This is a genomic window from Spongiibacter taiwanensis (assembly GCF_023702635.1).
Lineage (GTDB): Bacteria > Pseudomonadota > Gammaproteobacteria > Pseudomonadales > Spongiibacteraceae > Spongiibacter > Spongiibacter taiwanensis.
The window spans coordinates 1,189,937-1,215,651 of record NZ_CP098455.1; the positions used below are offsets into that span (position 1 = coordinate 1,189,937).

The 25,715-nt window shown below is 52.4% G+C and carries 23 protein-coding genes; 7 read left to right on the plus strand and 16 right to left on the minus strand.

All coding sequences use genetic code 11. The features are described 5' to 3' along the window. Window positions 1-12: 12 nt before the first annotated feature. Window positions 13-2,274: a metallophosphoesterase gene (locus NCG89_RS05530; protein WP_251088771.1), complete on the minus strand. Its 2,262-nt coding sequence runs from the start codon at window positions 2,272-2,274 to the stop codon at window positions 13-15. A gap of 10 nt (window positions 2,275-2,284) precedes the next feature. Further along, entirely contained in the window at window positions 2,285-3,946 is a 1,662-nt protein-coding gene (locus tag NCG89_RS05535) for an alkaline phosphatase D family protein (RefSeq protein ID WP_251088772.1), read from the minus strand. Between the two features lie 187 nt (window positions 3,947-4,133). Here NCG89_RS05535 and NCG89_RS05540 point away from each other — a divergent pair, with 187 nt between their 5' ends. After that, window positions 4,134-4,463, plus strand: a complete 330-nt coding sequence (locus tag NCG89_RS05540) for a hypothetical protein (protein ID WP_251088773.1) — start codon at window positions 4,134-4,136, stop codon at window positions 4,461-4,463. Window positions 4,464-5,302: 839 nt separating this feature from the next. Here the strand turns inward: NCG89_RS05540 and cobC are convergent. The 3 genes from cobC to cobU are packed head-to-tail and all read right to left on the minus strand — an operon-like array spanning window position 5,303 to window position 7,477. Beyond that, window positions 5,303-5,911 carry an alpha-ribazole phosphatase gene (gene cobC, locus NCG89_RS05545; protein WP_251088774.1) on the minus strand — a complete coding sequence of 203 codons (609 nt, stop codon included), beginning with the start codon at window positions 5,909-5,911 and terminating at the stop codon, window positions 5,303-5,305. Next, entirely contained in the window at window positions 5,911-6,957 is a 1,047-nt protein-coding gene (gene cobT, locus NCG89_RS05550) for a nicotinate-nucleotide--dimethylbenzimidazole phosphoribosyltransferase (RefSeq protein WP_251088775.1), read from the minus strand. The genes cobC and cobT overlap by 1 nt, the downstream gene beginning before the upstream one ends. 1 nt (window position 6,958) lies before the next feature. Next, a complete protein-coding gene (cobU, locus tag NCG89_RS05555) occupies window positions 6,959-7,477 on the minus strand; it encodes a bifunctional adenosylcobinamide kinase/adenosylcobinamide-phosphate guanylyltransferase (RefSeq protein ID WP_251088776.1) in 519 nt (172 codons plus the stop codon). 235 nt (window positions 7,478-7,712) lie between these two features. Here cobU and NCG89_RS05560 point away from each other — a divergent pair, with 235 nt between their 5' ends. Further along, the gene (locus NCG89_RS05560; protein ID WP_251088777.1) at window positions 7,713-8,267 is read left to right on the plus strand and encodes a cob(I)yrinic acid a,c-diamide adenosyltransferase; all 555 of its coding nucleotides are present in this window, start codon (window positions 7,713-7,715) and stop codon (window positions 8,265-8,267) included. Here the strand turns inward: NCG89_RS05560 and NCG89_RS05565 are convergent, their stop codons facing one another. From NCG89_RS05565 to NCG89_RS05580, 4 genes are all read right to left on the minus strand, one after another. Next, window positions 8,268-9,176: an ROK family protein gene (locus tag NCG89_RS05565; RefSeq protein ID WP_251088778.1), complete on the minus strand. Its 909-nt coding sequence runs from the start codon at window positions 9,174-9,176 to the stop codon at window positions 8,268-8,270. Window positions 9,177-9,189: 13 nt separating this feature from the next. Continuing rightward, a complete protein-coding gene (gene ampE / locus NCG89_RS05570) occupies window positions 9,190-10,041 on the minus strand; it encodes a regulatory signaling modulator protein AmpE (protein WP_251088779.1) in 852 nt (283 codons plus the stop codon). Window positions 10,042-10,044: 3 nt separating this feature from the next. Then, on the minus strand, window positions 10,045-10,593 hold the full coding sequence (gene ampD, locus NCG89_RS05575; protein WP_251088780.1) for a 1,6-anhydro-N-acetylmuramyl-L-alanine amidase AmpD: 549 nt from the start codon (window positions 10,591-10,593) through the stop codon (window positions 10,045-10,047). Between the two features lie 178 nt (window positions 10,594-10,771). Beyond that, the gene (locus NCG89_RS05580) at window positions 10,772-13,150 is read right to left on the minus strand and encodes a DUF1631 domain-containing protein (protein WP_251088781.1); all 2,379 of its coding nucleotides are present in this window, start codon (window positions 13,148-13,150) and stop codon (window positions 10,772-10,774) included. A gap of 412 nt (window positions 13,151-13,562) precedes the next feature. Between NCG89_RS05580 and nadC the strand changes: the two genes are divergently transcribed. The 5 genes from nadC to NCG89_RS05605 all read left to right on the plus strand — a co-directional run bounded on the left by nadC (window position 13,563) and on the right by NCG89_RS05605 (window position 18,986). Beyond that, entirely contained in the window at window positions 13,563-14,411 is an 849-nt protein-coding gene (gene nadC / locus NCG89_RS05585) for a carboxylating nicotinate-nucleotide diphosphorylase (protein ID WP_251088782.1), read from the plus strand. 498 nt (window positions 14,412-14,909) lie between these two features. Then, the gene (locus NCG89_RS05590; protein ID WP_251088783.1) at window positions 14,910-16,214 is read left to right on the plus strand and encodes a nucleotide sugar dehydrogenase; all 1,305 of its coding nucleotides are present in this window, start codon (window positions 14,910-14,912) and stop codon (window positions 16,212-16,214) included. Window positions 16,215-16,305: 91 nt separating this feature from the next. Continuing rightward, window positions 16,306-17,391: a UDP-N-acetyl glucosamine 2-epimerase gene (locus NCG89_RS05595; RefSeq protein ID WP_251088784.1), complete on the plus strand. Its 1,086-nt coding sequence runs from the start codon at window positions 16,306-16,308 to the stop codon at window positions 17,389-17,391. Beyond that, window positions 17,388-18,161, plus strand: a complete 774-nt coding sequence (locus tag NCG89_RS05600; RefSeq protein ID WP_251088785.1) for a Stf0 family sulfotransferase — start codon at window positions 17,388-17,390, stop codon at window positions 18,159-18,161. The genes NCG89_RS05595 and NCG89_RS05600 overlap by 4 nt, the downstream gene beginning before the upstream one ends. Before the next feature lie 6 nt (window positions 18,162-18,167). Next, complete coding sequence (locus tag NCG89_RS05605; RefSeq protein WP_251089344.1) at window positions 18,168-18,986, plus strand: polysaccharide pyruvyl transferase family protein; 819 nt, start codon at window positions 18,168-18,170, stop codon at window positions 18,984-18,986. Here the strand turns inward: NCG89_RS05605 and NCG89_RS05610 are convergent. The 7 genes from NCG89_RS05610 to NCG89_RS05635 form a co-directional block, all read right to left on the minus strand. Beyond that, window positions 18,977-19,885, minus strand: coding sequence for a stealth conserved region 3 domain-containing protein (locus NCG89_RS05610; RefSeq protein WP_251088786.1), 909 nt, complete (start codon window positions 19,883-19,885; stop codon window positions 18,977-18,979). The genes NCG89_RS05605 and NCG89_RS05610 overlap by 10 nt on opposite strands. Window positions 19,886-19,895: 10 nt before the next feature. Continuing rightward, window positions 19,896-20,708, minus strand: a complete 813-nt coding sequence (locus NCG89_RS05615) for a glycosyltransferase family 25 protein (RefSeq protein ID WP_251088787.1) — start codon at window positions 20,706-20,708, stop codon at window positions 19,896-19,898. Further along, entirely contained in the window at window positions 20,690-21,517 is an 828-nt protein-coding gene (locus NCG89_RS16920) for a glycosyltransferase family 2 protein (RefSeq protein WP_432757883.1), read from the minus strand. Before NCG89_RS16920 ends, NCG89_RS05615 begins: the two co-directional genes overlap by 19 nt. 3 nt (window positions 21,518-21,520) lie before the next feature. Beyond that, on the minus strand, window positions 21,521-21,913 hold the full coding sequence (locus tag NCG89_RS05620; protein WP_251088788.1) for an FAD synthase family protein: 393 nt from the start codon (window positions 21,911-21,913) through the stop codon (window positions 21,521-21,523). Window positions 21,914-21,922: 9 nt separating this feature from the next. Beyond that, window positions 21,923-23,077: a CDP-glycerol glycerophosphotransferase family protein gene (locus NCG89_RS05625; protein ID WP_251088789.1), complete on the minus strand. Its 1,155-nt coding sequence runs from the start codon at window positions 23,075-23,077 to the stop codon at window positions 21,923-21,925. Next, window positions 23,074-24,786 carry an ATP-binding cassette domain-containing protein gene (locus tag NCG89_RS05630; RefSeq protein WP_251088790.1) on the minus strand — a complete coding sequence of 571 codons (1,713 nt, stop codon included), beginning with the start codon at window positions 24,784-24,786 and terminating at the stop codon, window positions 23,074-23,076. The genes NCG89_RS05625 and NCG89_RS05630 overlap by 4 nt, the downstream gene beginning before the upstream one ends. 66 nt (window positions 24,787-24,852) lie before the next feature. After that, complete coding sequence (locus NCG89_RS05635) at window positions 24,853-25,713, minus strand: glycosyltransferase family 2 protein (protein WP_251088791.1); 861 nt, start codon at window positions 25,711-25,713, stop codon at window positions 24,853-24,855. Window positions 25,714-25,715 lie beyond the last annotated feature (2 nt).

Below are 25,715 nucleotides of genomic sequence, written 5' to 3' on the forward strand. Positions count from 1 at the left end.
AACACCACCACTCTACTCGGCAATCAATCCATCAACGAGGCTATCGACCAGATCCGGCGGCAACAGCCCGAGCAGCCCTTGCAAGGCACTGAGTACAGTACCATCCAGTATAAAGGTCACTTCCCGCACCACGGCCAATAGCCCGCTGCTGATAAATTGTGGGCCGAGGCCGATGGTCTCGCTCACTTCCCCCGGCGCGTTGTCTTCAATGGGGACAACCTTCAATAGCAGATTGGCCAGCAGGTCATCGATGGTCGAGACCAGTACCTGGCCAACCTCGCTGCTGTCGACATTGCCAACGGCATCAATGAGTCGGGTGACGTCAAACACCAGCTCGGACAACATCGACAGGGCCGGGCCGACCACCGGCACCACTTGGCCTTCCTCTTCAATCGCGTCAACCACATTATGCAGATTGAGTACCAGGGCATTGAGGGGGGCGGTGAGCTGACTTAGATCACCTGACTCGCTGTCACCACTGCTTTCCAGCACCTCATCCAAAGCGGCGGCAAGCTGGTCGAAGGGCGCGGGAATGTCCCCGCCCTCTCCGGCTGGAATCCCTTCGCGAAGGCTTTGCAGGGCGAACAATAACGACTGGTAGGCCCGGGCAGAACCGGCCACGGCCAACTCTGGGTTCTGTTCTGTGGCGGCATTCTGGGCACCACTTAGCAGCGCATCGGCGACTTCCAGTAGGGCTGCGCTGGACAGCGCAATCGCGCTGATCAGCGCGGCAGAATTTTCCTCAGGCAGCGCCTCAGCCAGTAAGGTTAGACCATCTTGCAACTGGCTTTGCACCGGGTCGAGGTTGCCCTCCTGGGCGTTGAGGTCATAGCCTGGCTCCGGGGTAAGCGGGCTGGTAAAGCCGTCATTTTCTGGCAAGCCAACCGGCGCGCGCTGGGTCATCTCCCGCACAAAGGTGGGTTGAGGGTCTTCCAGATCGCCCAGACCAAGGTCGGCGCGGTTGGGATCAACCTCAAACACCTCCCCTTTCAGGGTGTCACCGCTCACCTCCAGCCAGATAAAGCCGTAGGTATCGCCTTTTTCGTAGTACACCGGGTTGTTATCCCGTCGCTCCAGCGAACGCTGTTTGCTGGCGGCGCCCGACACAATAAAACCCGTCTTGCCGCAATCGGCGGTGGGCATCAGCCACTGCAGGTCGTGGTCGTGACCGGCGAACAGGAAATCCGCCTTGTCGCAAATGGTCTCTTCAAGAAACGCCTTATAACGCTCACCGGCCAATACCGGCGCGATAAAACTGGGCACCCCGTCATAATTGCCCGCGTTGCCGTGAGTACCATTAGACAGATAGGGGTGGTGGGCAAAAGCGAACTTCCATTTGGCGGTACTGCTGGCCATCGCCGCTTTCAGCCACTCTGCTTGAACCAGACCATAGTTGTTATAGGAGTAGTTTTCGTCACTGTCGGGGAAGCCGCCAGCAACCTGGTTAGAGTCGATAGCGAAAAACTCCACCAGTGGGCGGCCATCTAGCTCGCCCTCGGTAAAGCGGTAGTAACGCGCAGGCATTTGCCAGCGCTCCGTCTGACGGGCTTCACTTTCGTCATCGCTACGGCGGTAGTGGTAGTCCACCTGGAAATCGCCATTGGCGTTACCGGCACCATCACCACCAAAAAACTCGCTGTTGTCGTGATTGCCCAGCACCATATAAAAGGGCAACTCAATTGGCGCAAAGGGCAACTCAAATTTTTCTTCGAACTGGGGGTCGAAGGCGGAGCTGACCCCAGACTCGTAAATATTATCGCCGAGCCCCAACACCAGATCGCAGCGACGAACCTGACACACCCGGCGTACCGCCTCACCCACCGCATAGGCGCCCTGACTGCCACTGCCGCTATCGCCGATCAGCACAATCCCGAGGCTGGCAACCGGGGGCTCGCCATCGCCGCCCGAGCCATCACCACCTGAACCGTCCCCACCAGAGCCGTCCCCACCAGAGCCGTCCCCACCAGAGCCATCATCACCGGAGCCATCGCCACCTGAACCATCGCCACCCGAGCCATCACCACCTGAACCGTCGCCACCCGAACCATCGCCACCCAAGCCATCACCACCTGAACCGTCACCACCGGAGCCGTCACCACCTGAACCATCACCACCTGAACCGTCCCCGCCCGAGCCATCGCCGCCCGAGCCATCATCGGGCTGTTCATTCTGATTGCCGTTGTCATTGCCACCACCGGAGGAGCCACCGCAGGCGGTAAGCACCAGCAGGCTGGTCAACAGAACACTTCTTAACAACACCGTGAGGGACAACATGAAACTACCTCTAGAGAGTCGATTTGGGACGGGAGACGGGCGTATCTTCGCGCAGCCGCGCGCTACCTGAAGAGACCGCCAGGGTTTTGACCTTGCTCATTGCGATGCCGCGTTGGGCCGCGTCGTCGATGCTGGCGGCGTAGTAGTATTCCGCCTGGGTTCGCTGGCGGTCGACATCAATCAAAATAAAGCCGTGGTTTTTCAGATCGGTATATTTGATGTGAGGGTTCACTACCGGTAACAGTGCCGACACCAGCTCAGCAGCGCCGTCGGGAAAGCCGGGAGACGTCACACTGGGCGCAACAAACTCTACCCCCAGCGGTGAATTGAGCACACCGGCCGTCAGCACCGCCGGATTTTGATACAACTCGCTGGCCCAGCTGCTGTGAATGTCCCCCGTCAGTATCACCAGATTGTCGATGCCTTCATCGCCGACAAAATCGAGAATCTCTTCCCGCTCGGTGGGGTAGCCGTCCCACTGATCCATGTTGATGGCAATCAAGGGACTGAACTCGTTGGTGGGCACCCCCGGGAGCAAGCGCTGCAATTCCAGTATCTGCAACTGGGCAAACATCACCTGCTGGCCGACAAACTTCCACTGCCCCTGGGCGGTGGCCAGCTTGTGTTTAAACCAGTCCTTTTGGGTCTGCCCAAGCAGATTCCGGGGTGAGCTGCGCGCTGGGTCCAGCGGGTTGGATAACTGTTGTTCACGGCCTTCCAGGCGAGTGTCCAGCATCATAAAGTCAGCCAGGTCGCCATATTGAAAGGCGCGATAAATACTGTCTTCGGCCTCGGTCGGCGGGCGGATCGGCATCCATTCAAAATAGGCCTGAATGGCCTGGGCCTTGCGTTCAAACCAGTCGCCCTCACCCGGGTTATGGTTTTCTGCCCCATCACGGTAGGAATCGTTGGTCGACTCGTGGTCATCCCACACCGTGACAAAAGGATGCATCACGTGGGCGGCCTGCAAATCCTCATCTTGCCGGTAAAGGGCATAGCGGCGACGGTAGTCAGCCAACACGATAATTTCGTGGGGAGGATCAAGGGGCCGCTCGGGGTGGTCACCGTACTGCCCGTCGCCGTACTCGTAGATGTAATCGCCCAGATGCATGACAAAATCGAGATCGCGGCGATCGGCAATCATCCGGTACACCGAAAAATAGCCGTGGGGATAGCTGCTGCAGGAACAAACAGCAAAGCGCAGGCGCTCGGCGGGCTGCCCCGGTTGCGGCAAAGTGCGGGTACGCCCTACCAGAGACACGCTGTCGCCCGCCATAAATCGGAACCAATAGCGCCGATCTGGCGCCAGGCCAGCGGCATCGAATTTCACCGTAAAGTCCCGCTCTGGCCCGGTGGTGAGAACCTCCGATAACACGAGGCTGCTGAAGTCGGCGTCTTCGGCAATCTCACACACTACCGCGGCCGAACTGAGATCGTCGCGCTCAGGGGTAACGCGGGTCCAGAGAATGACCCGATCATCGAGGGGGTCACCGCTGGCCACGCCATGAAGAAAACGCAAATTGGGTGTGGTTTGTCCGAGGTCGGCGCGATTCAATCCAGGCTCACTGCTACCGGCACTTCCGGAGGAGTTGCCGCCACCCCCACAGGCTGTCAGTATGGGGACCGCAACGGCGGCGGTGCTGAAGTACTGCAAGAAATGACGTCGCTGCACGGAACACAAACTCTCACTTTGGTGGCTAAGTGCACGAGAATACGTGCCGGCCATGACATTTTTATTAAGGCGTGCAGCATTAATGGCATCATTGCGGAAGTTCGGCACATTTATCGTTTTTTCTTGTCTCGTTCTCAGCGGATGCGGGAATAAGCAAATCCCCTTCACAGATTATCTGGTCGAAAATTTGCTGCGGGAAAACCTGGGCAAGTTGGCCGAGCCGGCGATATTCGAGGTCAAAAGCGTGCTGGTAAACAGCAAACAGAGCGATGGCGCGTCGGGCACCGCGACGGTAGATGTCGAGCTGTACTTTCCAGAGGATTTCGACACCGTTGTCGAGCTGCGCAAGCTGGAACCCTTTAATATCGAGTACCTGCAATACAAGAGCAGCTTTGGCAAATTTGAAGCGGGAGAAACCCAGGTACACCACGCCCGCTATCAGTTTGAAAATCGCAGCGGTAAGTGGATGGTGACCGGTAGTCAGGCAATTGCCGCACCGGACGTTCGCAAACCCTAAGGGACGGGGAGATGCTTGACGGGAGACGGGAGACGCAAAGACAACAACCGACTTTCGTCCCCGGCAAAGGCCTGACACTTGGACGCCTCGAGCCGCCCGAAGGCTAAGGGTCGCAAACCCGAATCAACCGCAGTGCACAGGCAGGTTGAGCGATAAAAAGCGAAACAAGTAGTTGCGGGCAACGGAGCAAAAGCCAAACGGCCTGCGGCTCAAACAGTCCTGACTAAAAGCCTCCCTTTGGATCTCAGCGATGCTCGGCGAGTTCAAGGGGGGAAAAAGCCTACCCGAGCCCTTGTCTGATGGCACATACTTTCGACAATTGCACCCTCAGTACCCCCTCTGGCCGACCAGGGGTTACCGAAATATCGCCATACCCGCGAACGCGGGTATCTAGTACATTGCTTACGTAGCTGAGTCTACAGATGCCCGCGTTCGCGAGCATGACGACATAAAAATGATTCCGGACAGTAGTGCCCCCCGGGCCGGGGTCCAGCTGCGTAAAAGTCCAACCCCACTGGGTTCCGGCTCGCAAACAGCGCGTCCGGAACGACACTGTATTTCGTTGCCATCCCGGTCAACCTCCGCCCAAGCCGTCGGAGCAACGGCAGCCCGCCTCGCGTCCTGCATCCTGCATCCTGCATCTCGCGTCTTGCGCCTCGCATCTCGCATCTCGCATCTCGCATCTCGCATCTCGCATCTCGCATCTCGCATCTCGCATCTCGCATCTCGCATCTCGCATCTCGCATCTCGCATCTCGCATCTCGCATCTCGCGTCTCCCGTCTCCCGTCTCCCGTCTCCCGTCTCCCGTCTCCCGTCCTGCGTCTCCCACCAAGCAAACCTACCCGTGACTCACCAACTGCACCCAATCCGGTCGTCCCGGCTGATGAAAAATCTCAAACCGGCTCAGTCCAGCGTAGGGGACTGACAAGCGGGTCATCGCACCCATCGGCATACCCAACCAATGGCAAATCATCACCCGAATCACTGCGCCGTGGGCGACCAGCAACACGTGTTTTCCCTCTACCTCAGCAACCAAGTCGCGCTGGGCGCGGGTAACCCGCTCGCAGAACGCCGGCATCGCCTCACCATTGGGGGGGCTGGCAATATCGGGTGACTGCCAGAACTGGCGCCATTCGTCAGGAAAGCGCTTGCGGGCTTCATCGTGGGCCAGACCTTCCCAGTCACCAAAGTGCATTTCCCGAAAATCGTCTCGAGTATCGACAGGCAGGCTGCGCTGCTCGGCTTCGCGCTCGGCAAATCGCCGGCAACGCTGCAGGGGGGAGGTGATGATTCGTTGCCAGCTACCATCCAGTTGGGCAACCCGCTCGGACATTTGCTGCCAGCCTAACTCGCTGAGGGCAACATCGGTGCTGCCGCGAAAGATTTCACCGCCCTCACACGCGCCGTGGCGCAGCAAGTCGATCCGCGTGCGTACCACCTCGGCCATCAGTCGTTGCCCCGACTGACGCCAGCTTCGTCAAAGCTGGCCATCTCCTTTTGCAGGCGACAAGCCGCCTGCAAAATCGGAAAGGCCAGCGCCGCGCCGCTGCCCTCGCCCAGGCGCATATCCAGCTCCAACAGGGGCGCCGCTTCCATCTTGGCGAGCAGCCGCTTATGGCCGGGCTCCGCCGAGCAGTGGGAAAAAAACAGCCAGGGCCGAATGCTGGGGTTAATTTTTACTGCCGAAATAGCCGCTGCCGTGCAGATGTAACCGTCGACCAACACCGCAATGCCCTTCTGGGCTGCACGGATATAGGCGCCAGCCAGCGCATTGATCTCATAACCGCCAATACGGCGCAGCACTTCAACGCCGTTTTTCATGTGGGGCAAGTGCCGCGACATCGCCCGGGTCACCACCGCCGCCTTCTTGGCCAGCACCTGATCGCTGATGCCGGTGCCCCGCCCAACCATCGCCGTGGCTGACAGCCGGGTGTGGGCGACCGCCAATGCCGCAGCGGCAGTGCTGTTGCCGATACCCATTTCGCCGCCGATAAACACGTCAATGTCGCCGGCCTGGTCGATCACATCGCGACCTACCGCAAAGGCCTCCTCGCACTGCTCCAGGGTCATCGCCTCGGTCACACACATGTTTTGGGTGCCAGCGCCAACCCGGTGATCTTCCACGTTGGGCAGGTCCTCCAGCGCGTACACGGTACCCACGTTAACCACCTTAAAGGGGATGTCCAGCGAACGCGCCAACACGCTAATCGCCGCACCGCCATTGGCAAAATTGCGCACCATTTCTGCGGTGACCGTCTGCGGGTAAGCCGAGATATCCTCGGTGGTCACCCCGTGGTCACCGGCGAACACCGCGATCAAGGCCGTATCAGCTTTCGGGCTCAGGGTTTTCTGCAGCGACGACATTTGAATGGCCACGTCTTCCAACCGCCCCAACGCGCCCTTGGGTTTGGTGAGGTTGTTCTGTCGCTGAATCGCCTGCTGTCGAATATCGGGATCTGCCTCCGGGGCAGCCACTTCATACCAAACTGTCACTTCACTTTCCTTTTAAGACTTGTTCTATTCCCGCCGTGACCAACACCACCCGGTCAGCGATATTCGCAATTTGCTGATGAAGCCGCCCCGCCTCATCCACAAAGCGGCGACTCAATTCCCCCATAGGCACGATGCCGCAGCCCACCTCATTGCTCACCAGAACCACATCGCCGGGGAGCCCTTGCAGGGCCGCCAGGAATGCCTCGCGCACGACCTGCCACTGAGCGGAATCCTCCTTGCAGACCCAGTTGCTGAGCCACAGGGTAAGGCAATCCACCAAAATAACACCGCCCTCTTGGGCTTCTCGCGACAAAGCCTCGGTGAGGGCCTCTGGCGCATCCACCGTGCGCCAGCCATCCCCCGCCCGCTGGGTCTGGTGGTGGGCAATCCGCGCGGCCATTTCCGGGTCGCCCGCCGTGGCAGTGGCAATATAAGTACGCCGCTGACTCAGGCTTATTGCCCTGGCCTCGGCGCAACGACTTTTGCCGGAGCGGGCCCCGCCCAGATAAAATTCAAGCAACGACGCTTTCCCCCGTGGCGGCGCTGCAAGCGGCCGCTGTTCTGACGTATAGTTGGCTCCTGCCGCTCCCGACGACCCAAGGACTTAGTCCTGACTGGCGTTGGCGGAGCAAAAACACAAACGGACACACCGTGGCGTACCGGCTGCATTCTACTAGAGGCCGGGGCGGGAATACCATTTCCCGCCATGTGGCGCCACTGGCTATGAGGCCACTGAAAAGAGGACTGCAGACAACATGGGTCACCGACTTTCCAAAATTTACACCCGCACTGGCGACGATGGTACCACCGGCCTTGGCGACGGCTCGCGCATCAGCAAAGACCACCTGCGCATGGAGGCCATTGGCACCGTAGACGAAATTAACTCCCATATCGGGGTGTTGCGGGCAGAACTGGCGCCGGAGGATGACGTTCAAGAACTACTGTCACGCATTCAACACGACCTGTTCGATCTCGGCGGCGAGCTGGCCGTACCGGGCTATACCATGATTAGCGAGCAGCGAGTGACCGAGCTGGAAACCTCATTGGACAACCTTAACGAAGATCTGCCGCCGCTGAAAAACTTTATTCTTCCCGGCGGCAGCAAAGCCGCCGCACAGTGTCACCTGGCCCGGGTGGTATGTCGCCGGGGCGAACGCTGCCTGGTGAGTTTAAGCAAACACGAAGACATTAATCTGAGCGCCCGGCAGTATCTCAACCGCTTGTCAGACCTCCTGTTTGTGCTGGCGCGCGCCTTGGCCCGGCGCGACGGTGGTCAAGAAGTGTTGTGGGTTCAAGCAGACAAACGCTGATCAGTTCAGCCAAGCCGCCCCGCGCACACCGCTGGAATCGCCATGTTTGGCTTGTCGGAGGGGCGTGAGACAGCTGTCGGAGAACACCCATTGGCTCAGGTAGGCCGGCACTTGCTGGTAAAGCTCGGCAATATTTGAAACGCCGCCGGCCAGCACAATCACCTCCGGATCGGCGATATTGATCACCTGCGCCAGCGCCCGTGCCAGGCGCTGACAGTATTGATCCAGCGCTGCGGTGGCCACAGTGTCGCCGTCTCGGGCCAGCTGCGCGACTCCTGCCGCACTGTCGGCGCGTCCCCCGGCCAGCTGAAAGCTGCGCAGCAGCCCTGGCCCGGACAGATACGTTTCGATACAGTCCTGGCGACCGCAATAGCAGGGCCGGCCTTCATTCACGCCGGGTAACACGTTGTGACCCCACTCCCCGGCGATCGCGTTTACACCCGTCAGCAACTGCCGACCCACCACCCAGCCACCGCCGACACCGGTGCCCAGTATCACGCCAAAAACGCTCTCAAATTCGGCGCCGGCGCCATCCACCGCTTCCGAAAGCACCATGCAATTGGCATCATTGGCAATAACAACCGGGCGACCCAGCCGCCGGGACAGATCTTCTCGCAGCGGCATGCCATTCAAACAGGTAGTGTTGCAGTTTTTCATCAGGCCGCTCTGGCGACTTTCCGCCCCGGGTGTACCAATACCCACCGGGCATTGATCACCCACTTCGGCTTCGAGTACGGCCACCACCTCAGCGATGGCATTGAGGATGGCGAGATAAGATGCGTTGGTAGTGGCCGTTGCGGCCTCAGCGGCTTTGGGCGTTGCTACCCGATGGCGACAACAGACTTCGCCGGCCGCATCGAGCACCACCCCTTCAATTTTGGTCCCACCCAGGTCTATTCCAATGCGCATTGCTGCCGGCATGCTAGACAAGCTGCAGCATCGCGATAAAAAACACCCAGCACAGCAGGCTGCGGGACAGGAGTTGCTGCACGCACTCGAGCTGTTCCGCCGCGGCGGCAACAAAGTGTTCGCCATCGACCTGCCCCTCGGGCACTGTCGCTGAAATCGACGCAGCGGCAACCTGATCTAAAAACTCGGCACTGCCTTCCATATCTGCCGCCGCCTTAAAGCCGGCAACACCGCGGTCAAAGTTACCCACCAGCACAAAGGCCAGGGCCAGCAAGCGGGCGGGCAACCACTCCATGAAATACAGCGCCCGGTTGCAGGTATCCCGCTCGGCTTGAGAAAGATAAGGTTCGCGCAGCAGGATAAAAAGCAAACGATAGCCCAGCGCCAGGGCCGGCCCCGCCAGAACAAACCAGAAAACCACCGCAAACCAGCGCTCAAAGCCCTGATAGGTTGCCGCCTTGCGCACATTGTTGTGCAACTGCAGGGCGTTGTCTGATTCCATTCCCCCCACTTCACAGCTGAACCCCCGGGCATGCTGGTAGGCACCCTCAAGATCTCCCCGCTGCCAACTGTTCAGGTAAAGGCGCAACAGTATCTGGAAGTCGCCGCGACCCAGGCTGTACAGCAGTACCGCCACCGCGATCGCAAAGGCGGGAATATGAAACAGAAAATCGTCGAGCAGGCCGAGCACGAGCAGCACACCCAATACCGGCGCCAGCACCGTCAAACCAAGTTGCCACTGGGGACCGGGCGCCCAGGCAAAAAAACCGTACACCCGCCGCAACCAGCCGTCCTGCTGAATATTGCCGCCGCTTCCCCAAAACTGTACGGCTGCCCATGCAACCAAAATCGCCAGAAATTCCATGTTTTATGCTACCGACTGTTTGTAGGTGGCCCAGTCAAAGGCAGGACCTGGATCTGTTTTTCTGCCGGGCGCAATCTCGCTATGCCCCACAATTCTCGCTGCAGAAATCCCCGGATAATAGCACTGCAGGGTTTTTGTCACCGCACAAAGTTCACGGTACTGTGCCTCGGTATAGGGCGAGGTATCGGTGCCTTCCAGCTCAATGCCGATGCTGAAATCGTTGCAGTTCTTGCGGCCGTCAAACACCGACTCACCCGCATGCCAGGCGCGCTTATCGAAGGGCACAAACTGGGTAATGTTCCCCTGGCGATCAATAAAGAGGTGGGCCGAGACCGTCAGGCCGCGAAGATCGGCAAAGCTCGGGTGAAGGCCGCAATCGAGCTGGTTACAAAATAACGCCTCAACGTTACCAGTGCCAAAATGGCCTGCAGGTAAACTGATATTGTGGATGACCAGCAAGTCAATTTGTTCGCCCGGCGGGCGCTCATTATGGTTGGGCGAGGGACACTGCCGCGCCGCCGACAGCCAGGAAGATTGATCAATCGAGTACATAGAGGCGCCAAACATTGCAAACAGCCCCAGTGTAGCAGCGGGTTCGGGAAACGCGAGCGTTAACACGCGGCATCAATACCGCGAAAGGGGATAAGGTGGCAGCAGAGGTATATCGCGCAGGTCATAGGCGCCGTAGCGCCGACAAATGATCAGCAGTCCGAAGGCGAACCGCTGATCATTAGTGATGGGGCTTGTCTTTCATATCCCGCAGGTTACTGATAACCGACTCCAGCGCCCGATCAAACAAGCGACCATCCTCAATCACAAAGAGACGCTGCTGGGAAATGGCTTCCGCCAGATTCGCCTTATCAAACTCGGCCACTTTGATGCCGGCGCGATTCACAAAGATATATTTGCCAATACCGTTGATCACCGCCGCAAGACGGCACCGCAGCATCTTGCCATCCGACTGACGAAAATCGACCCAGTTTCCCACGCGCAGGGCCGCAATTTTGCCCTGCACCTCTTCATCAGCGGCCGCAGACACCGGGGCTGTTGGCTCCGTTTCAGTCGGCGCCGGCACTTCCTCGTCGGTGTTTTCGTTTACCGCAACGGCAACATCTGCCGCATCAGCAGCGTCCGCCTCATCAGCATCGTCTATCGCAACGGGCGGACTCTGCACCTCACCCAGGCCCACCGCGAGGCCCTCATCCAGGGCGCTCAGTTCGGTTTGCTCGCTCGACGGGGGCACTTCGTCGGCCCGTACCGGTTCCGTGGGTCTGGCGAGTTTGGCCAGGTGCAAGCGCTCGAGCTGCTCAAACCACTGACTGGTTTCAAAGGCGCTCAGCGAGGCCCGATTAAAGCCATCACGCAGCGACTCCACCAGGCCCGGCAGGGCGTCAATCAGCTCCGCCCGGTGCTCCGGCGTGGTGACCACATCGACGCTCCACAACAAACGCTCGGCGATCTTCAGGTCGCTCGCCAGCGCCTCGCTGTCGCGGCCGTGCTGCACAAAACTGAGAAACAGCACTTTGCTCCAGCCTTCTTTCAGAATATTGGCAACGACCGGCGGGTATCGACCCTGGGACAATTTTTGATCGAGATAGGCAGAGATATAACCCCGGGCCTGCTCAGCCACGGCCCGGCCATCAGCCGCATCTACCGCGCGCTTGGCCATCAATTCGGCCCGCCGTCGATCCCGCTCGCTGAAGGAGAGGAACTCCTCGTAGGCGTCGACAAATATTTGCGTGTCCACACCAAAGTCGCGCAGCACCCGCATCACAATTTCATCCACTTTTTTGTAAAGCGGGTCTTTCTCCAGCGCACCAGTCGGCTCCCAGCCGATACTGGCGCTGAGCAAACCACTGAGTAACTTGCGGGCGGGATGCTCGTCATGACTGAAGAAGTTCTTGTCGAGCATGGCCATTTTGAGAATCGGAATCTGCAAGCGGGCAATCACCGCCTTCAAATCGTCCGACAGGCCATCCCCTTCCAGGATGTACTGAAACAGAGTGCCAACAAATTGAATGGTGTCGCGATCCCGCTGCACCGAAAGCGCAGAGGCATCGGCGGGCGATACCCGGTTGACCTGCTGCAAGCGGCCAATGAGGTGCTGCACCAGATCTGGGTTGGCGCCGCCGTTGTTACCACCGCGAACACCGCCCAAGTTCAGTTGCGCATATTGCTCGTTCTGCATGTCCTGCAAGGCCACCATCAACGATGGCTTTGACAACACACTCCCCTCACTGCGACCGGAATGGCCCTCTCCGCCCAGCAACTGCTCCAGGGTATCGAACAAGCGATTAGCCAGGTGATTGGCTTCCGAACTCAGGTCATCAGCGGGGTGGGTAGCGGCTTCGTTATGCTGCTCGGCACCAGCGTCACCGCCCTGAGCGGGTCTGCGAGGTGCTGCCGAGGGCTTGGCCTTGGCGACTGGCGGTGTGGCATCCGACGGCAGCCCGTGGGCCTCAAGGATCGGCGTCAACTGGGCGACCATGTCCCCAAAGCCTTCCATCACCCGACGCTCAAATAGCTTGAGCAACACCAGCTTGGGCTTGATATCGAATTTTACCCCTTCCAGCGCAATGGACAGTGCCCGGGAGATACTCGCAGGCCCCATGGGCAAGTCTCTCGCCGATGGCACTTCACCGCCAACACAGTGCTGCCAGGCGGTGCACAACACCCACACCTCTTTCAAAAAACGACGCTCAGCCTTTTTGGACATTCCCTCAAGGGCAACCAGCTCCTCCAGTGCGTCGGACTCCAACACCTTCAGTTTCGCCTCACCACGCTCGGTAGCAGACTGGGGCGCAGCATTCAGCATGCGCTGATAGGCACCCAGCAAATGCTCCTCAAAGCGCGCCTCCATCTCCTGACGGCGAACCCGAAGTTCATGCATTGCTTCAAAAAAGGTTTGCTGCTCTTTCGCCGTGCTGGCTTCGTCCGCCAGCTCGAAGAGATTGTCGTCCAGCTCGTCCAGGGCCTGCGCAAATTGCCCGACCAACACGGCCTGACACTTATGACGCAATGCCTCGATGGCCGCCGGTAATGCCGCGTCCTGCCCCACGCCGGACTGTCGGTTGCCATGCAGGCTTACGACTTTGGGATTCTCACTCATACATTCTCACAATTTCGCAGCCCAACCCGTTGGCAGACCCGGACGCAATTTCCACTACGCCCTACTCCGCGCAACCTGGTTTAGCTATACCCCAACCCATATTTTGTCTTTTTTGGAGTGATGCAATAAGTAGGCCCGCGCCCAGCAAAAACACACCCCATTCATTGTTATACTTTGTACAATGAGCGCGTCCTGCGGCGACAGTGTTAAATCTACTTAGGTTTACGTGCACAGATCACAAATCTGAGCCCGCCCAAGCAGATCAAACGGCCGAATCCTGTGTTGATTGTGACTCGCCGCAACACATGCCTCGCGGAACATTCTTGCACAATCAAAAACTTAGCCATGAAACCCATAACCAGTCTAGAATACGCACCGCTCCTATCGATTTCTAGCCCCCGGAACGAGAAAAATGCCCATTATTGAAGCAATGCTACATAAAGATCGTTACGAGTCTGTGAAATTTGCACTGGAAGAGGACATTGGCAGCGGCGATATCACCGCCATGCTGATCCCCGAGGGCAACAGCGCCAAGGCGAGAATTATCACCCGCGAGGCCGCGGTGATCTGCGGCGTTGACTGGGTGAACGAGGTATTCCAACAGGTCGATAGCCGGGTAGCGCTGACATGGCACGTTGCCGATGGCGACCAGGTCGCCCCCGATCAACTCCTATTTGAACTCAGCGGCCCCGCCCGCGCCCTGCTCACGGGCGAGCGAACCGCGCTGAATTTTCTGCAACTGCTGTCCGGCACCGCAACCGTGTGCAGCGAATACGCCGCGTTAGTCGCCCATACCCAAGTGCAGCTGCTCGACACCCGCAAAACCATTCCCGGCCTGCGCACCGCCCAAAAATATGCCGTTACCTGCGGTGGCTGCCATAACCACCGCATTGGCCTTTACGACGCCTTCCTGATTAAGGAAAACCATATCGCCGCCTGCGGGGGAATCGCCGCCGCCGTTGCCGCCGCTCATCAGATCGCCCCGGACAAGCCGGTGGAAGTGGAAACGGAAAACCTTGATGAGCTGAACCAGGCACTGAATGCCGGTGCTGACATTATTATGCTGGATAATTTCAGCCTTGAGGATATGCGCCGCGCAGTAGAGATCACCAGTGGTCGCGCAAAACTGGAAGCCTCGGGCAATGTAAACAACCAAACGCTGGTGCCCATCGCCGAAACCGGAGTGGATTATATTTCGATTGGGGCGTTGACCAAGCATGCCAAGGCCGTTGATCTTTCGATGCGACTGCAGATTGCCTGAGAAGAAGGTGAACCGCGCCGGATAAGAGCATCCAACAAGTACTGACTTTAGCTCAACTGCGGTGACTGCCTCAAAACACACCCTGCTCTCAGTCGCTAGCCTCTGTGCGTCATACCCGCGAACGCGCACTACAATCCAGAATAAATTGAGCCACGGCTTGCAAGGACTTTACACCGTGGGCGCAAACCGCATCTGCAGGGGGGCGAGACTTGCTTTACCAAAGCCTGAATGTACGACCGGCCAGCGGGGTTACCGAAATATCGTCATACCCGCGAACGCGGGTATCCAGTATGTTTGCTAACATAGCCGGGGTTTCTGGATGCCCGCGTTCGCGAGCATGACGACATAAAAATGATTCCGGACAGCAGTGCGCAAAAGCGGGGATCCAGAAGAGTTACCTCGTTAATTAAACAAGTCGACTGCTTACCTAGCGCCTATGAATCATCTTCCTGCTATCATCCAAACCGAACTATGTAGTCGCGCTGGATAAATGCACGAATGAGTCTCGACGATACAATCTCCAAACTACATTCCAAAACCGCTCACATCGGCGTATTTGGCCTTGGCTACGTCGGCCTGCCCCTAGCACTGAGCTTTTCCGAGGCAGGCTACCGAGTCAGCGGATTCGACACCGACCCGGCAAAAGGCGAAGCCATCGCAACCAATCGCAGCTACCTGAACCACATCTCTGCAGAACGGATCGCTGCTGCAGTAAAAAATGGCTTTCAGGTACATAACAACTATGAAGCCAGCGCCACCCTCGACGCCCTCATCATATGCGTACCCACACCGCTGAATAAAACCCGCGAACCCGATCTGAGCTTTGTCACTGCCACCATTAACGGCATCTGCCCCTTTCTGAAAAAACACCAGATCGTCTCCCTTGAGAGCACTACCTACCCCGGCACCACCAGCGAAGTTCTCAGACCCCGCATTGAACAGCGCGGGTTTAACATTGGCGAAGACCTCTACCTGATCTACTCACCCGAACGGGAAGACCCAGGCAACAGTCGATACAACACCCGCACCATACCCAAGATATGCGGCGGCGAAACTGAAAATTGCCTACAGGCAGGTATAGCACTGTATAGCAGCGTGATTGAGCAGGTCGTTCCGGTCAGCAATACCAAAACCGCCGAAATGGCAAAATTGCTGGAAAACATCTACCGCGCCGTCAATATCGGCCTGGTTAACGAAATGAAAGTGGTGGCCGATAAAATGGGCATCAACATTCACGAAGTCATCGACGCCGCAGCGACCAAACCCTTCGGCTTCACCAAATTCACGCCCGGTCCCGGCTTGGGCGGCCACTGCATTCCCATCGACCCCTTCTACCTTACCTGGAAAGCTCGGGAATACGGCATTCACACCCGCTTTATTGAACTGGCCGGTGAAATCAATCGCGCCATGCCAGACTACGTCATTCAAAAAACGGCCGACGCGCTGAATGAACACGGCAAGCCGATCAAAAGCAGCAAAATTCTGGTGCTTGGCCTAGCCTACAAAAAAAACGTCAGCGATACCCGCGAATCTCCCGCTGTGGAAATCATTGCCCAACTAAAAGCCAAGGGCGCTATCGTTGAATACAGTGATCCTCATGTGCCGACATTTCCTAAGAAGCGGGATTATGCCTTTGATATGCAATCAATTGAGATAACGCCAGAAAACCTTCGGAAATATGACTGCGCAATCCTGATTACTGAGCACGACAGTTTTGACTACCCACTGATCACCCAAAATAGCAAATTGGTGATCGATACACGGAATCGTCTGCCACGTGAAGCACACATCATTTCTGCGTAGATAAGCAGCTCGATCACCGGACAAGCTCAACAAAATCCATACGCGCCCCAAGAAGCGCCACTTACCGAATACTGAGATACAAGGACTACAAGTGATTCAGATAATCCTTGGCACCAAAGCACAACTTATCAAGATGGCGCCTGTCATGACTGAACTGAATGCACAGGGCATTCCGTATCGGTTCATCTCCACTGGCCAACACCGCGATACCATGACCGAGCTTCTGGAAAACTTCGGCCTAAGAGGACCAGATTACACTCTTTACTCTGGCAAAGATATAACCTCCGTTATCAGTATGGCAATATGGGCAAGTCGAATACTGTTAGCTACCTTATTCAAAAAGCGGCAAATTTTTGGCGAATACAGCAAAGGAATTGTTCTTGTCCATGGCGACACATTTTCAACGCTTTTGGGCGCCCTAATGGGAAAGTTCGCTCGCTTAAAAGTTGGCCATATCGAATCCGGCTTAAGGTCACACAACTGGTTCCATCCCTTTCCCGAGGAGTTGACCCGCGTTATGGTCTTCCGCCTGACGGACTACTACTTCTGCCCTGATGAGAACGCGGTAGCAAATCTATCAACCTACAGGGGCACCAAAATCAACACAGGTGCCAACACCCTGCTAGATGCACTGCGCCTCGCTGAAACAAACATAGATAATAGCGACGTCAACATTCCACAAGAGGCATACGCGGTAGTATCGCTTCACCGATTTGAAAACATTCGCAATGAACGCGCTCTGACAAGGGCAATTGAACTGATTGAGCTACTAGCGAAACAAAATATCAAGCTGGTTTTTATTCTTCATAATCCCACGAAAATAAAGCTTAAAAAATTTCATTTATATGCCCGCCTAGCCGAAAACTCAAACATTGAACTGCGTCAACGCTACGATTACTTCAAGTTTATCAAGTTAATCAAACACAGCGACTTTGTAATTAGCGATGGAGGAAGCAATCAGGAAGAATGTGCCTATCTGGGAAAGCCTACTTTACTGCTAAGAAAGGCAACCGAACGTCAAGAAGGGCTTGGCGAGAATTGCGTTATCAGTGAATTTAATGAAAACGTGGTCCTCTCATTTTTTTATAACTACAAGCAGCATGATAAATTACCACTATCGTCGTCACACTCTCCAAGTAAAAAAATTGCTTTTCAACTAAAGGCGATTAGCATATGAACCTGTATTTAAATCAATTTTCTGAGAAACACAACTTCCCAGAGACGGTAACCACCAAGACATTAATAATAGCTTCTACCGGCAGAAGTGGAAGCCATATGCTAGGGCATACACTGTACGAAACACGTGATTTTGGATTTCCTTTAGAGTATGCAAATACAGCAAACCTTAAAAAATGGAAAGAGATAACTAAGAAAGCTAATTTCGAGGAATTAATGCATGAGCTATTCCGAATACGGACCTCCAAAAATGGAGTATTTGGCATCAAAATCCATTACTCACATATTAAACAGTTCGGCGGCTTTGACAATTTAGTAAAATTTTTCCCCAATCCACATTTTGTTTTATTACGAAGAAAAGAACTTCTAAAACAAGCAATATCGCTATCCATTGCAAGGCAAACTGGTCAGTGGATAGCGAGCCAAAAAAAATTATCAGAAACTTTGAATTATGACTTTGAAGAAATATTACAAAATCTAAAATCGATAAACTCCGAAAACTCAAATTGGAAATATCTCCTTGAGACACGATCTCAAAAATATATTGAAATCGAATATTCCGATCTAATATCAAACATTCAATGCAATTTAAATAAAATTTATCGCTTCACAGGACAAGCCGAACCAACAAACAAAATACATAAAGCAACCACAACAAAGGTTCAATCCGACGAAATTAACAATGAGTGGTATGAAAAATTTTTACTAGACCACCAACATCGCGCCGCCAAAAGCGGATGGACACTCAACCGCTGGAAATCAATTTCTTAATTGAAAATGAAAATAAATTTATACTGGTGGAGCCCGATAAAATTAAAATCAGGCAATCACGAAAACTATGGAGATCTAATTGGCCCGTACCTATCCGAAAAAATTTCAGGACGGAAAGTTAGATGGCACCCAGCAAAGAATAGAAAATTTCTATTTAACAAAAAAGTTTATGTAACGGTTGGGAGCATCCTGAATCAGGTTAAGAGAAACTGGGTAGTTTGGGGAAGCGGAATAATCAGCGAAGAAGACGTAGTAGAAAAGGGTGTATTTCTTGCCGTGAGAGGCCCCCGCTCCAGGAATCACCTCTTATCACTTGGTTATGAGGTTCCAGAAATTTTCGGAGACCCGGCTTTACTATTGCCAAATTTTATTAGCGCGCCCGAAAAAGGCGAAAAATATGAAATCGGAATCATCCCACATTATGTGGACTTTGAACTAGTTAAAGCAAAAATATCAAGCCCGTCGATAAAAATAATAAACCTACAAACTCATGACATCGAAAAAACAACTCTAGAAATTGCGTCATGCAAAAAAATAATTTCTTCATCGCTGCATGGAATTATAGTCGCACACGCTTACAATATACCGTCAGCATGGATAAAATTCTCTGACAACCTATACGGCGACGATTCAAAATTTTTTGACTATTTTGAATCGGTCGGAATAGAAATATCAACGCCGGAAATTTTCTCTGAAAAAATAAGCATAGCAAACGCCGCCTCGATACTGAGGAAACACTCAACTCTGCCAGAAAGAAAAAAAATTGAGCGACTGCAAGAAGACCTCAAAAAGTCATGCCCATTCAAATTTAAAAATCAAAAGTAAAGCCTCATGAAAACCGACAAATACAAATCCCTAATTTTAGAGAAAAATTTCATCGGGAAAACTTCGTTTAAACAGATAAATTGATACCTTTTTAGGCGAAAAAATATATAAGTCAGAAGAGCAAAGCACTTAACGTCACCAATATCGATATATCTACATGAACATGATTTTTCGCAACCAAAATCAGTAGCAATCGCATAATATGCAAAAAAAGTAGTCGCCAGTGGAAAGTCGTCTTTTTGCTTAAACTTATTTAGCCTAGTAACCTCCACCTCTTCGCCATAATTTTTTTCAATTTCAAAAAGAACAGACTTCCTAAGAGCAAAGGGTGCGTGATGAAGTTTCTTTACAGGTCTAAAATTAAACCTCCTCTCAATCTCTAACCCTGCCTTTATCGCACCATAATCGACAGGCCTGAGGCCATTTCCATCATATTTTATATCGTGCTTAGATGGAAAGACTGACACCACGCCATCGTTAGAGTAAAAATCACCAATCGTTGAATGTGATGCAAAAAAAACATCATCATTTAGATATAAAAAATACTCACTCAACCCATCAATTCTATGCAGACAGCTTTCGATAGCTCGAGAATTAAAACTCGGGAGACAATTCACGTCTGGAAAAATATCTTCATGAGGAACCACCACCCCAAGATCAAGAATTCTTTTCGGTACATCACAGTTGGTCACTATGTATATTTTATCAATCCAGTCGGCATACTTCTTCAATGAACGTATCGAATAGAATATTTCCCACCTGTTTGAATACCGAGCACTTGAATTAACGCTTCTGTGCCAAGCGATATCGGAACTTAAACGCTCCGATTCAGCTTCGTGCATTTTTATCCATTTTGGATCCTTGTCATTAACCCACGTGTAGACAACATCCACCTGCATTACTGGGCACCTATGTTGGATTAAGAATATTGAAAAAAATTCGTATTTTTTTTGAAAAGGCCTTGTAGATCGGATAAACACCAAGACCGATTATAATGTTTTTTCTTAATCTATTTTTTTTTGAAATACGCAATTTGGCCTGATGTAATCTATACCTATCTTCATTCAAGTTACTTAGAGTTTCCAGCTTTGAATTCACCCGTATAACGGAAGGCTTTATAACTTTAATATCTAATAGCGCAGAACTGGAAGTGTAATGGTCAATTGGGAGACTAAGATTGGCGACAATTTCCAACATCTTCTTTGCGGAGGCTCTAGACACCAAATACGCATATGCACCATACGGAGGCTCTGCTGGGTATCCTATGTAGCGACCAAGGGATATTTGAGTCTTTCCCCTGATTTTCAAGAAAACATCTTTATGGCGATTCGATGAGGTGTGAGATCCAAGAAAAATGATATCGGAATTTTCAATACGCTCTACGGCCGCAGCGCAGACTGATTTAAAGTCAGGCTCTATTATCACGTCATCCTCAAGAATTAATGCATATTTCTTGTCTTGTAGAATTATTTTTTTATAGACTTCGATATGAGATAAAGCACAACCAATCTCAGCCGAAGTAAGTACCCTCCCTATTTTTGCTCTACTTCCTATGGAGCTATATAGGTCAACCTTCTGGCTTGGCTTAATCAAACTTCCATCGATGGCATGGAAAAATACCGCCGAAACTCCAAGATTCGATAGAAGCTCCTCCATGTAGCTTTTTTTTTGTCGATCTCGCTCCAAATTTATTACGTAGCACTCTACTTCATTAGACACCATGCTAATACCCCCCTCACACGCCTTGCCAACAACTTATGGTATGAGTGCTTTTTCATTGCGTCTTTAATCATTACTAGAAATCGAAGATCCAAGTCAGATTGATCAAGACCACGTCGATGATATGCCGCCTCAATAGCACGAAAATGCCATAATCTGGAATTTAATCGAGCGTCTAGAGACGCCCGGCTAGCACTTCTTCTATGCATTCTATAAAAATATAAAAAATCATTTATATACTTGACAACCCCCACTTCTTCCATTTTGTAATAAAGGTCGTGATCTTGGGCTAGCTTAAACGCGGGATTAATACCCGCCGTTCTATCGTAAAAAATTCGCTTGCATGTAACGAGGTGAGATATCTTCCCTGTATCCAAATGAGAGAAGGACGACCCAGCATTCTGTCTTACGTTTTTTTTGATTATTTTAAGATCAGAATTGCAATCGTAATAATTTGAAAATACTAGGGAGCACTCAGGATCTTCCAAATGGCACTTTACCATTGATGATAAAGCGTGGCTCGCGAGCTCATCATCGGAATCCAGAAAGCAAAATATTTCACCGCTTGACTCCTCTATGCACCTACGCTTTGTATATCCGGTTCCAAAATTTTTTTCGTTTCTAAATATTTTTACTTTATCGCTTTCGAATTCTTTAATTATTTTGAAGGAATTGTCATCTGAAAAATCGTCTATGATGACAATCTCATAGAAAGGATAATCTTGTCTTAAAACGCTATGTATGGCACCTGCCACATATTCAGCATTATTGAAACAAGCAATCAGCACTGAAACTTTTGGAAAATTCGCCATCAATCAACCCTGAATTTTTTCGATGATGGCTGTTGTGGAAATACTTTCAGTTCTTGGTAAATAAACCACCTCGCAGAATTCACGATAGTTATCAAACTTCCCCTGCCAATCATTGCCCATAACCAACAACCCTGCCTTGTAGCGGGAAATATAAAGCCCTTTATCCTCCAAGCGCTCCTCAAAGAAGCATTCATCCACATACTTTAATGCAGAAACAATTTCATACCTCTCATCTTGAGAATAGACAGGAGCTCGCCTTTTTTTCTTGAAACTTAATTCATCGGTTGAGACCCCAACTACAAGACGGCTACCTAATGCCCTTGCTTTTTCAAGTATGCGCAAATGTCCCACATGAAACACATCAAAGGTTCCAAAGGTTATCACTACTTTGCTCATGATCGTCGCTCATATGATTTTGGATATTTCCTGACATGCTCTAGCTGATGATGAACCGTCGGCAAGGCGTTCATAAATCCTTGTCTTAATTTTATTACGATGCTCGTCGATACAGTGTAGCGCCATGTCTTTATTTTCCATCATACTTGCTATCACTGACCTAAATTCCTCAAGATTCGCAACCACCTCGCCGTTCCTATAGCTCTTATCCAAACTAAGCCCCTTTTTGAACGGCGGCGGCACATCAAAGCATATCGCAGAGCGGTCAAGTAATAAGAAATCAAAGGCTATCGATGACCAATCGTATATCAGAATATCACTCAGCAGGAGCAATCGCTCAGTATCAGGATAGTCGTCAGCAGGTACGGCGTATACGTTTTCGAATTGGGCTCTATACCCTTTGCTAGCATTCAAGTGCATACGTACTACGAATATAAAGTTGAGCTTTTCTGCCATTCGGCTCATTTCATCAAGAAATTCAGCCTCTTCCATACCGAACGGGTATAGACTCCTGCCAGCATCATCCTGCTGCCAGGTAGGCGCATAGAGAATGACCGTCCTATCTGAGGCAGGAATATCGTACTCCCGCATAAGCGCGGCTCGGTCGATTTTTCCGGGCTTAACCAATACGTCTGTTCTGGCGTAACCAATCGCCTTTAGTTTGTCTTTCTTAAAGCCAAATTTTTTCTCATACAGATCGGCCATAAATTCCGATGCTACCCAGACTTCGTCGTAGCGGTGCTGTACTTTGAAATCGTCCTTATCGAACCCTTTGAAGGGTATGCCATGCCAAACATCGATAAATTTTAACTTGGAATAATCCAGCAACAACACCAAGGAATGAAGTCCATGGTCGCTAATTAATACTTTGGCCGTTGTCAGCAGTAACAAGGCTCTCGGACTACCGGCCCATACAACATCTACCTTTTGCTGCTTTAACTTCCGGTAATAGGGATAGTCCATTGTAAGATAGGTCAAGCGTAACGCTTTGTGCTTCAAGCTCTCCCGATATATCGCCCCCAGGTTGCCGTTCAGCTTGTGCCCGTAAAGTATTACCCGGTTATTGCTGGCAACAAATTTTCTGAGAATAACCGCAAGGACGGCATTAACGGTGAGTAGCCCCAACCATAGCCAGTGCCATGGATTGCGTTTGTTCACCTTCATGGCTTACCAGCACCGGTATCGAGTGTCAACGGCATATCTGATACAGATGTCGATAGCACCACCTCCTGATAGCCCGGCTCCAACTCTTCGCTTCTATGGCTGATCACAAAGATGCAGCAATCAGGATAGGTTTGCTGAATGCCTCGCAAAATGGTTTTTGCAGCATCCACATCCAATGGGGAAAGGCTTTCATCCAGGAAGAGCAGCTGTGCTTTCTTATATAGTGCTCTGGCAATCAGTACCCGACATTTCTGGCCACCCGAAAGGTTGGTTGCGCCTTCATTGACAACATCGCTCGGCAAAGTGTGTAACCCACAAATATCAGAAATACGTTGATAAAGTGATTCATCACCCTGCTTATCACTGCCGACAATATTAGCCCTCAGCGTCCCAGCAAACAGATATCCATTCTGGTTGACGTAAGCAATAGAGGCCCACCACTGCGCCTGGGGAATGTGCTGCAAGTCAGTTTGGTCCAGGCTTATGGTTCCCGAAGTAGGTTGTCGCAGGCCAGCCAGTAATTCAATCAGGGTGGTCTTGCCTGCACCAGAGGGGCCGGTTATTCGAACCACCCCTCTCAGTTCAACGTCTGCATTCAACTCTTGTATTACCCACGCTTTCCCCTGGTGAGCATAGTACACACTATTCAAGCTCAGCCTTTTATAGTCACTAACCTTGGCTAGGGGATTTGATTGTGCTGAAGGGGAAAGCGGAAGCGTCTTCCATTCTGCCTTTACTCTATCAAATACCACTGCCGCCCCAGTCACTTTACTCACCGCGTGATAAATCTGCTGAGCGGCGGGCAGTATTTTGTAGGCGGCGATGGCGAAGAGCGAAATGGTTGTCACCAATTGATGGGCGCTTTCAGCAGTCTTACCCAGGTAATACGCTGCGACCAGCAACAGCGTCATCCCCAAAACTTCAATAAAGTTTCTGGGAATTGTGCCTAGTATTTCTATATTGGCCGTTTTCTTGGAGGTTCTTTTTTTGATCAAGCGAAAATGTTGCAGATAGTCTTTCAGCCGACCGTCAATATGAATATTTCGGTAGTCTGCATAGCTGCCGGAAATCATCTGGTTTAACTGCTTTTGCGAATCGAAATTTTCCGCACTCATGCGCCTCAAGTTGCGCTTGATCAGCGAGTAGATCAGAAAATAAGCACCGGCGATGATAAGCAGGATAAAAAGCGTTACCCGAACATTAAAGACCATTAACACAGCGGCAATCACGGCAAGCTGCACGGCCCTCGATAGGATGACAAAGCTGGCGTCTATGATGCCCGTGGCAATACGCTCACTAATGCCATTCACGTTGCGCAAAAATTCCGAACCGGGGCGGGCATAAAACGGCTCTATCGGTTGAGCCATGTAGTAGTTAAAGGCTCTCGCCGAGATATCGGCGCTAATGCGCCGGGTAAAGCGTTGCCGGGCAAATACGCCCAGCGTGGTTAGTAGTGCACCACCCCAGATAAAACCGATGGCACCCGCGGTAACCAAGGCTAAAAATAGCGGTTTATCGGGCTTGCCAAGCCACTGGTACAGGGTATGCAGATAGCCTTTTTCTACTGCACTCTGAAAATCAATCAGGGTCGTAATGGCTGGAATAACGGCGGCAATAGCAGTAATGCTCAACAACACGGTCACCAGCCAGTATTCGCGCTGTTGCTTTGTGCTCAAAAGCGCGAATACTGATTTAATCGACAAGTACATCACTTTTCCTGCAGGTACTTTTGGACCCGTAAATCTTCTTGGCTAAATATACCCGGCTCATGTGGATCACCCACGCTCTTTATACATCAGCGAGGTAATTTGTTCTGAAATAAGCCCCATCAAAAAGATCATCACGCTGCTGGTAAACAATAGTGCACTCATATTGGTGAAGCGGTTCATGGTGACCAGGGTATAGCCATACCAACCCAAGCCAAGTAGAAAGAATAGCATTGCCGCAGGTGCAAATAACTTGAGCGGCGAGTAGAGCGTGCCAATCTTGAAGATGATCAAGAGGAAGCGTACGCCATCCTTGATGGGCTGCAAATGGCTTTTGCCCAACCGCTTTTCGGCATGAATTGGCACATAGCACACAGAATAGCCAGCCCGGAAAAAGGCCATGGTGCTGGTGGTCGGGTAAGAAAAGCCATTGGGGAGCAGATAGAGAAACTCTTTAAACCTCTCCGCTCGCACGGCGCGAAAGCCAGACGTTAAGTCTTCCACTTTTCTTCCCGTCATATAGCTGGCCAAAAGGTTATAAAAGCCATTTGCGGTCGCGCGCCCCAGGCTAGCCTGCGAGCCGCTCAGCCTGGCACCCACTACCAGATCATAACCCTCGTCAAGTTTTTCCAGCAGCATAGGTATATCTTCTGGCTTGTGCTGACCGTCGCCGTCCATAAAGACAATCACATCGCCCATCGCCTTTCGCGCACCAGCCTTGATGGCGGCGCCGTTACCCTTGCTATAAGGCTGGGCAATCTCTATCACGTCATTTTCGTTACATACCTGACCTGTCTCGTCAGTTGAGCCATCGTTGACGACAATAATTTCGTGGTCTTTACCAATATCATCAAGCCGTTCTTTTAGCGTCGGCAGAAGAATACGAAGACTTTCCGCTTCATTTTTTGCAGGAATCACAATACTTATCATAG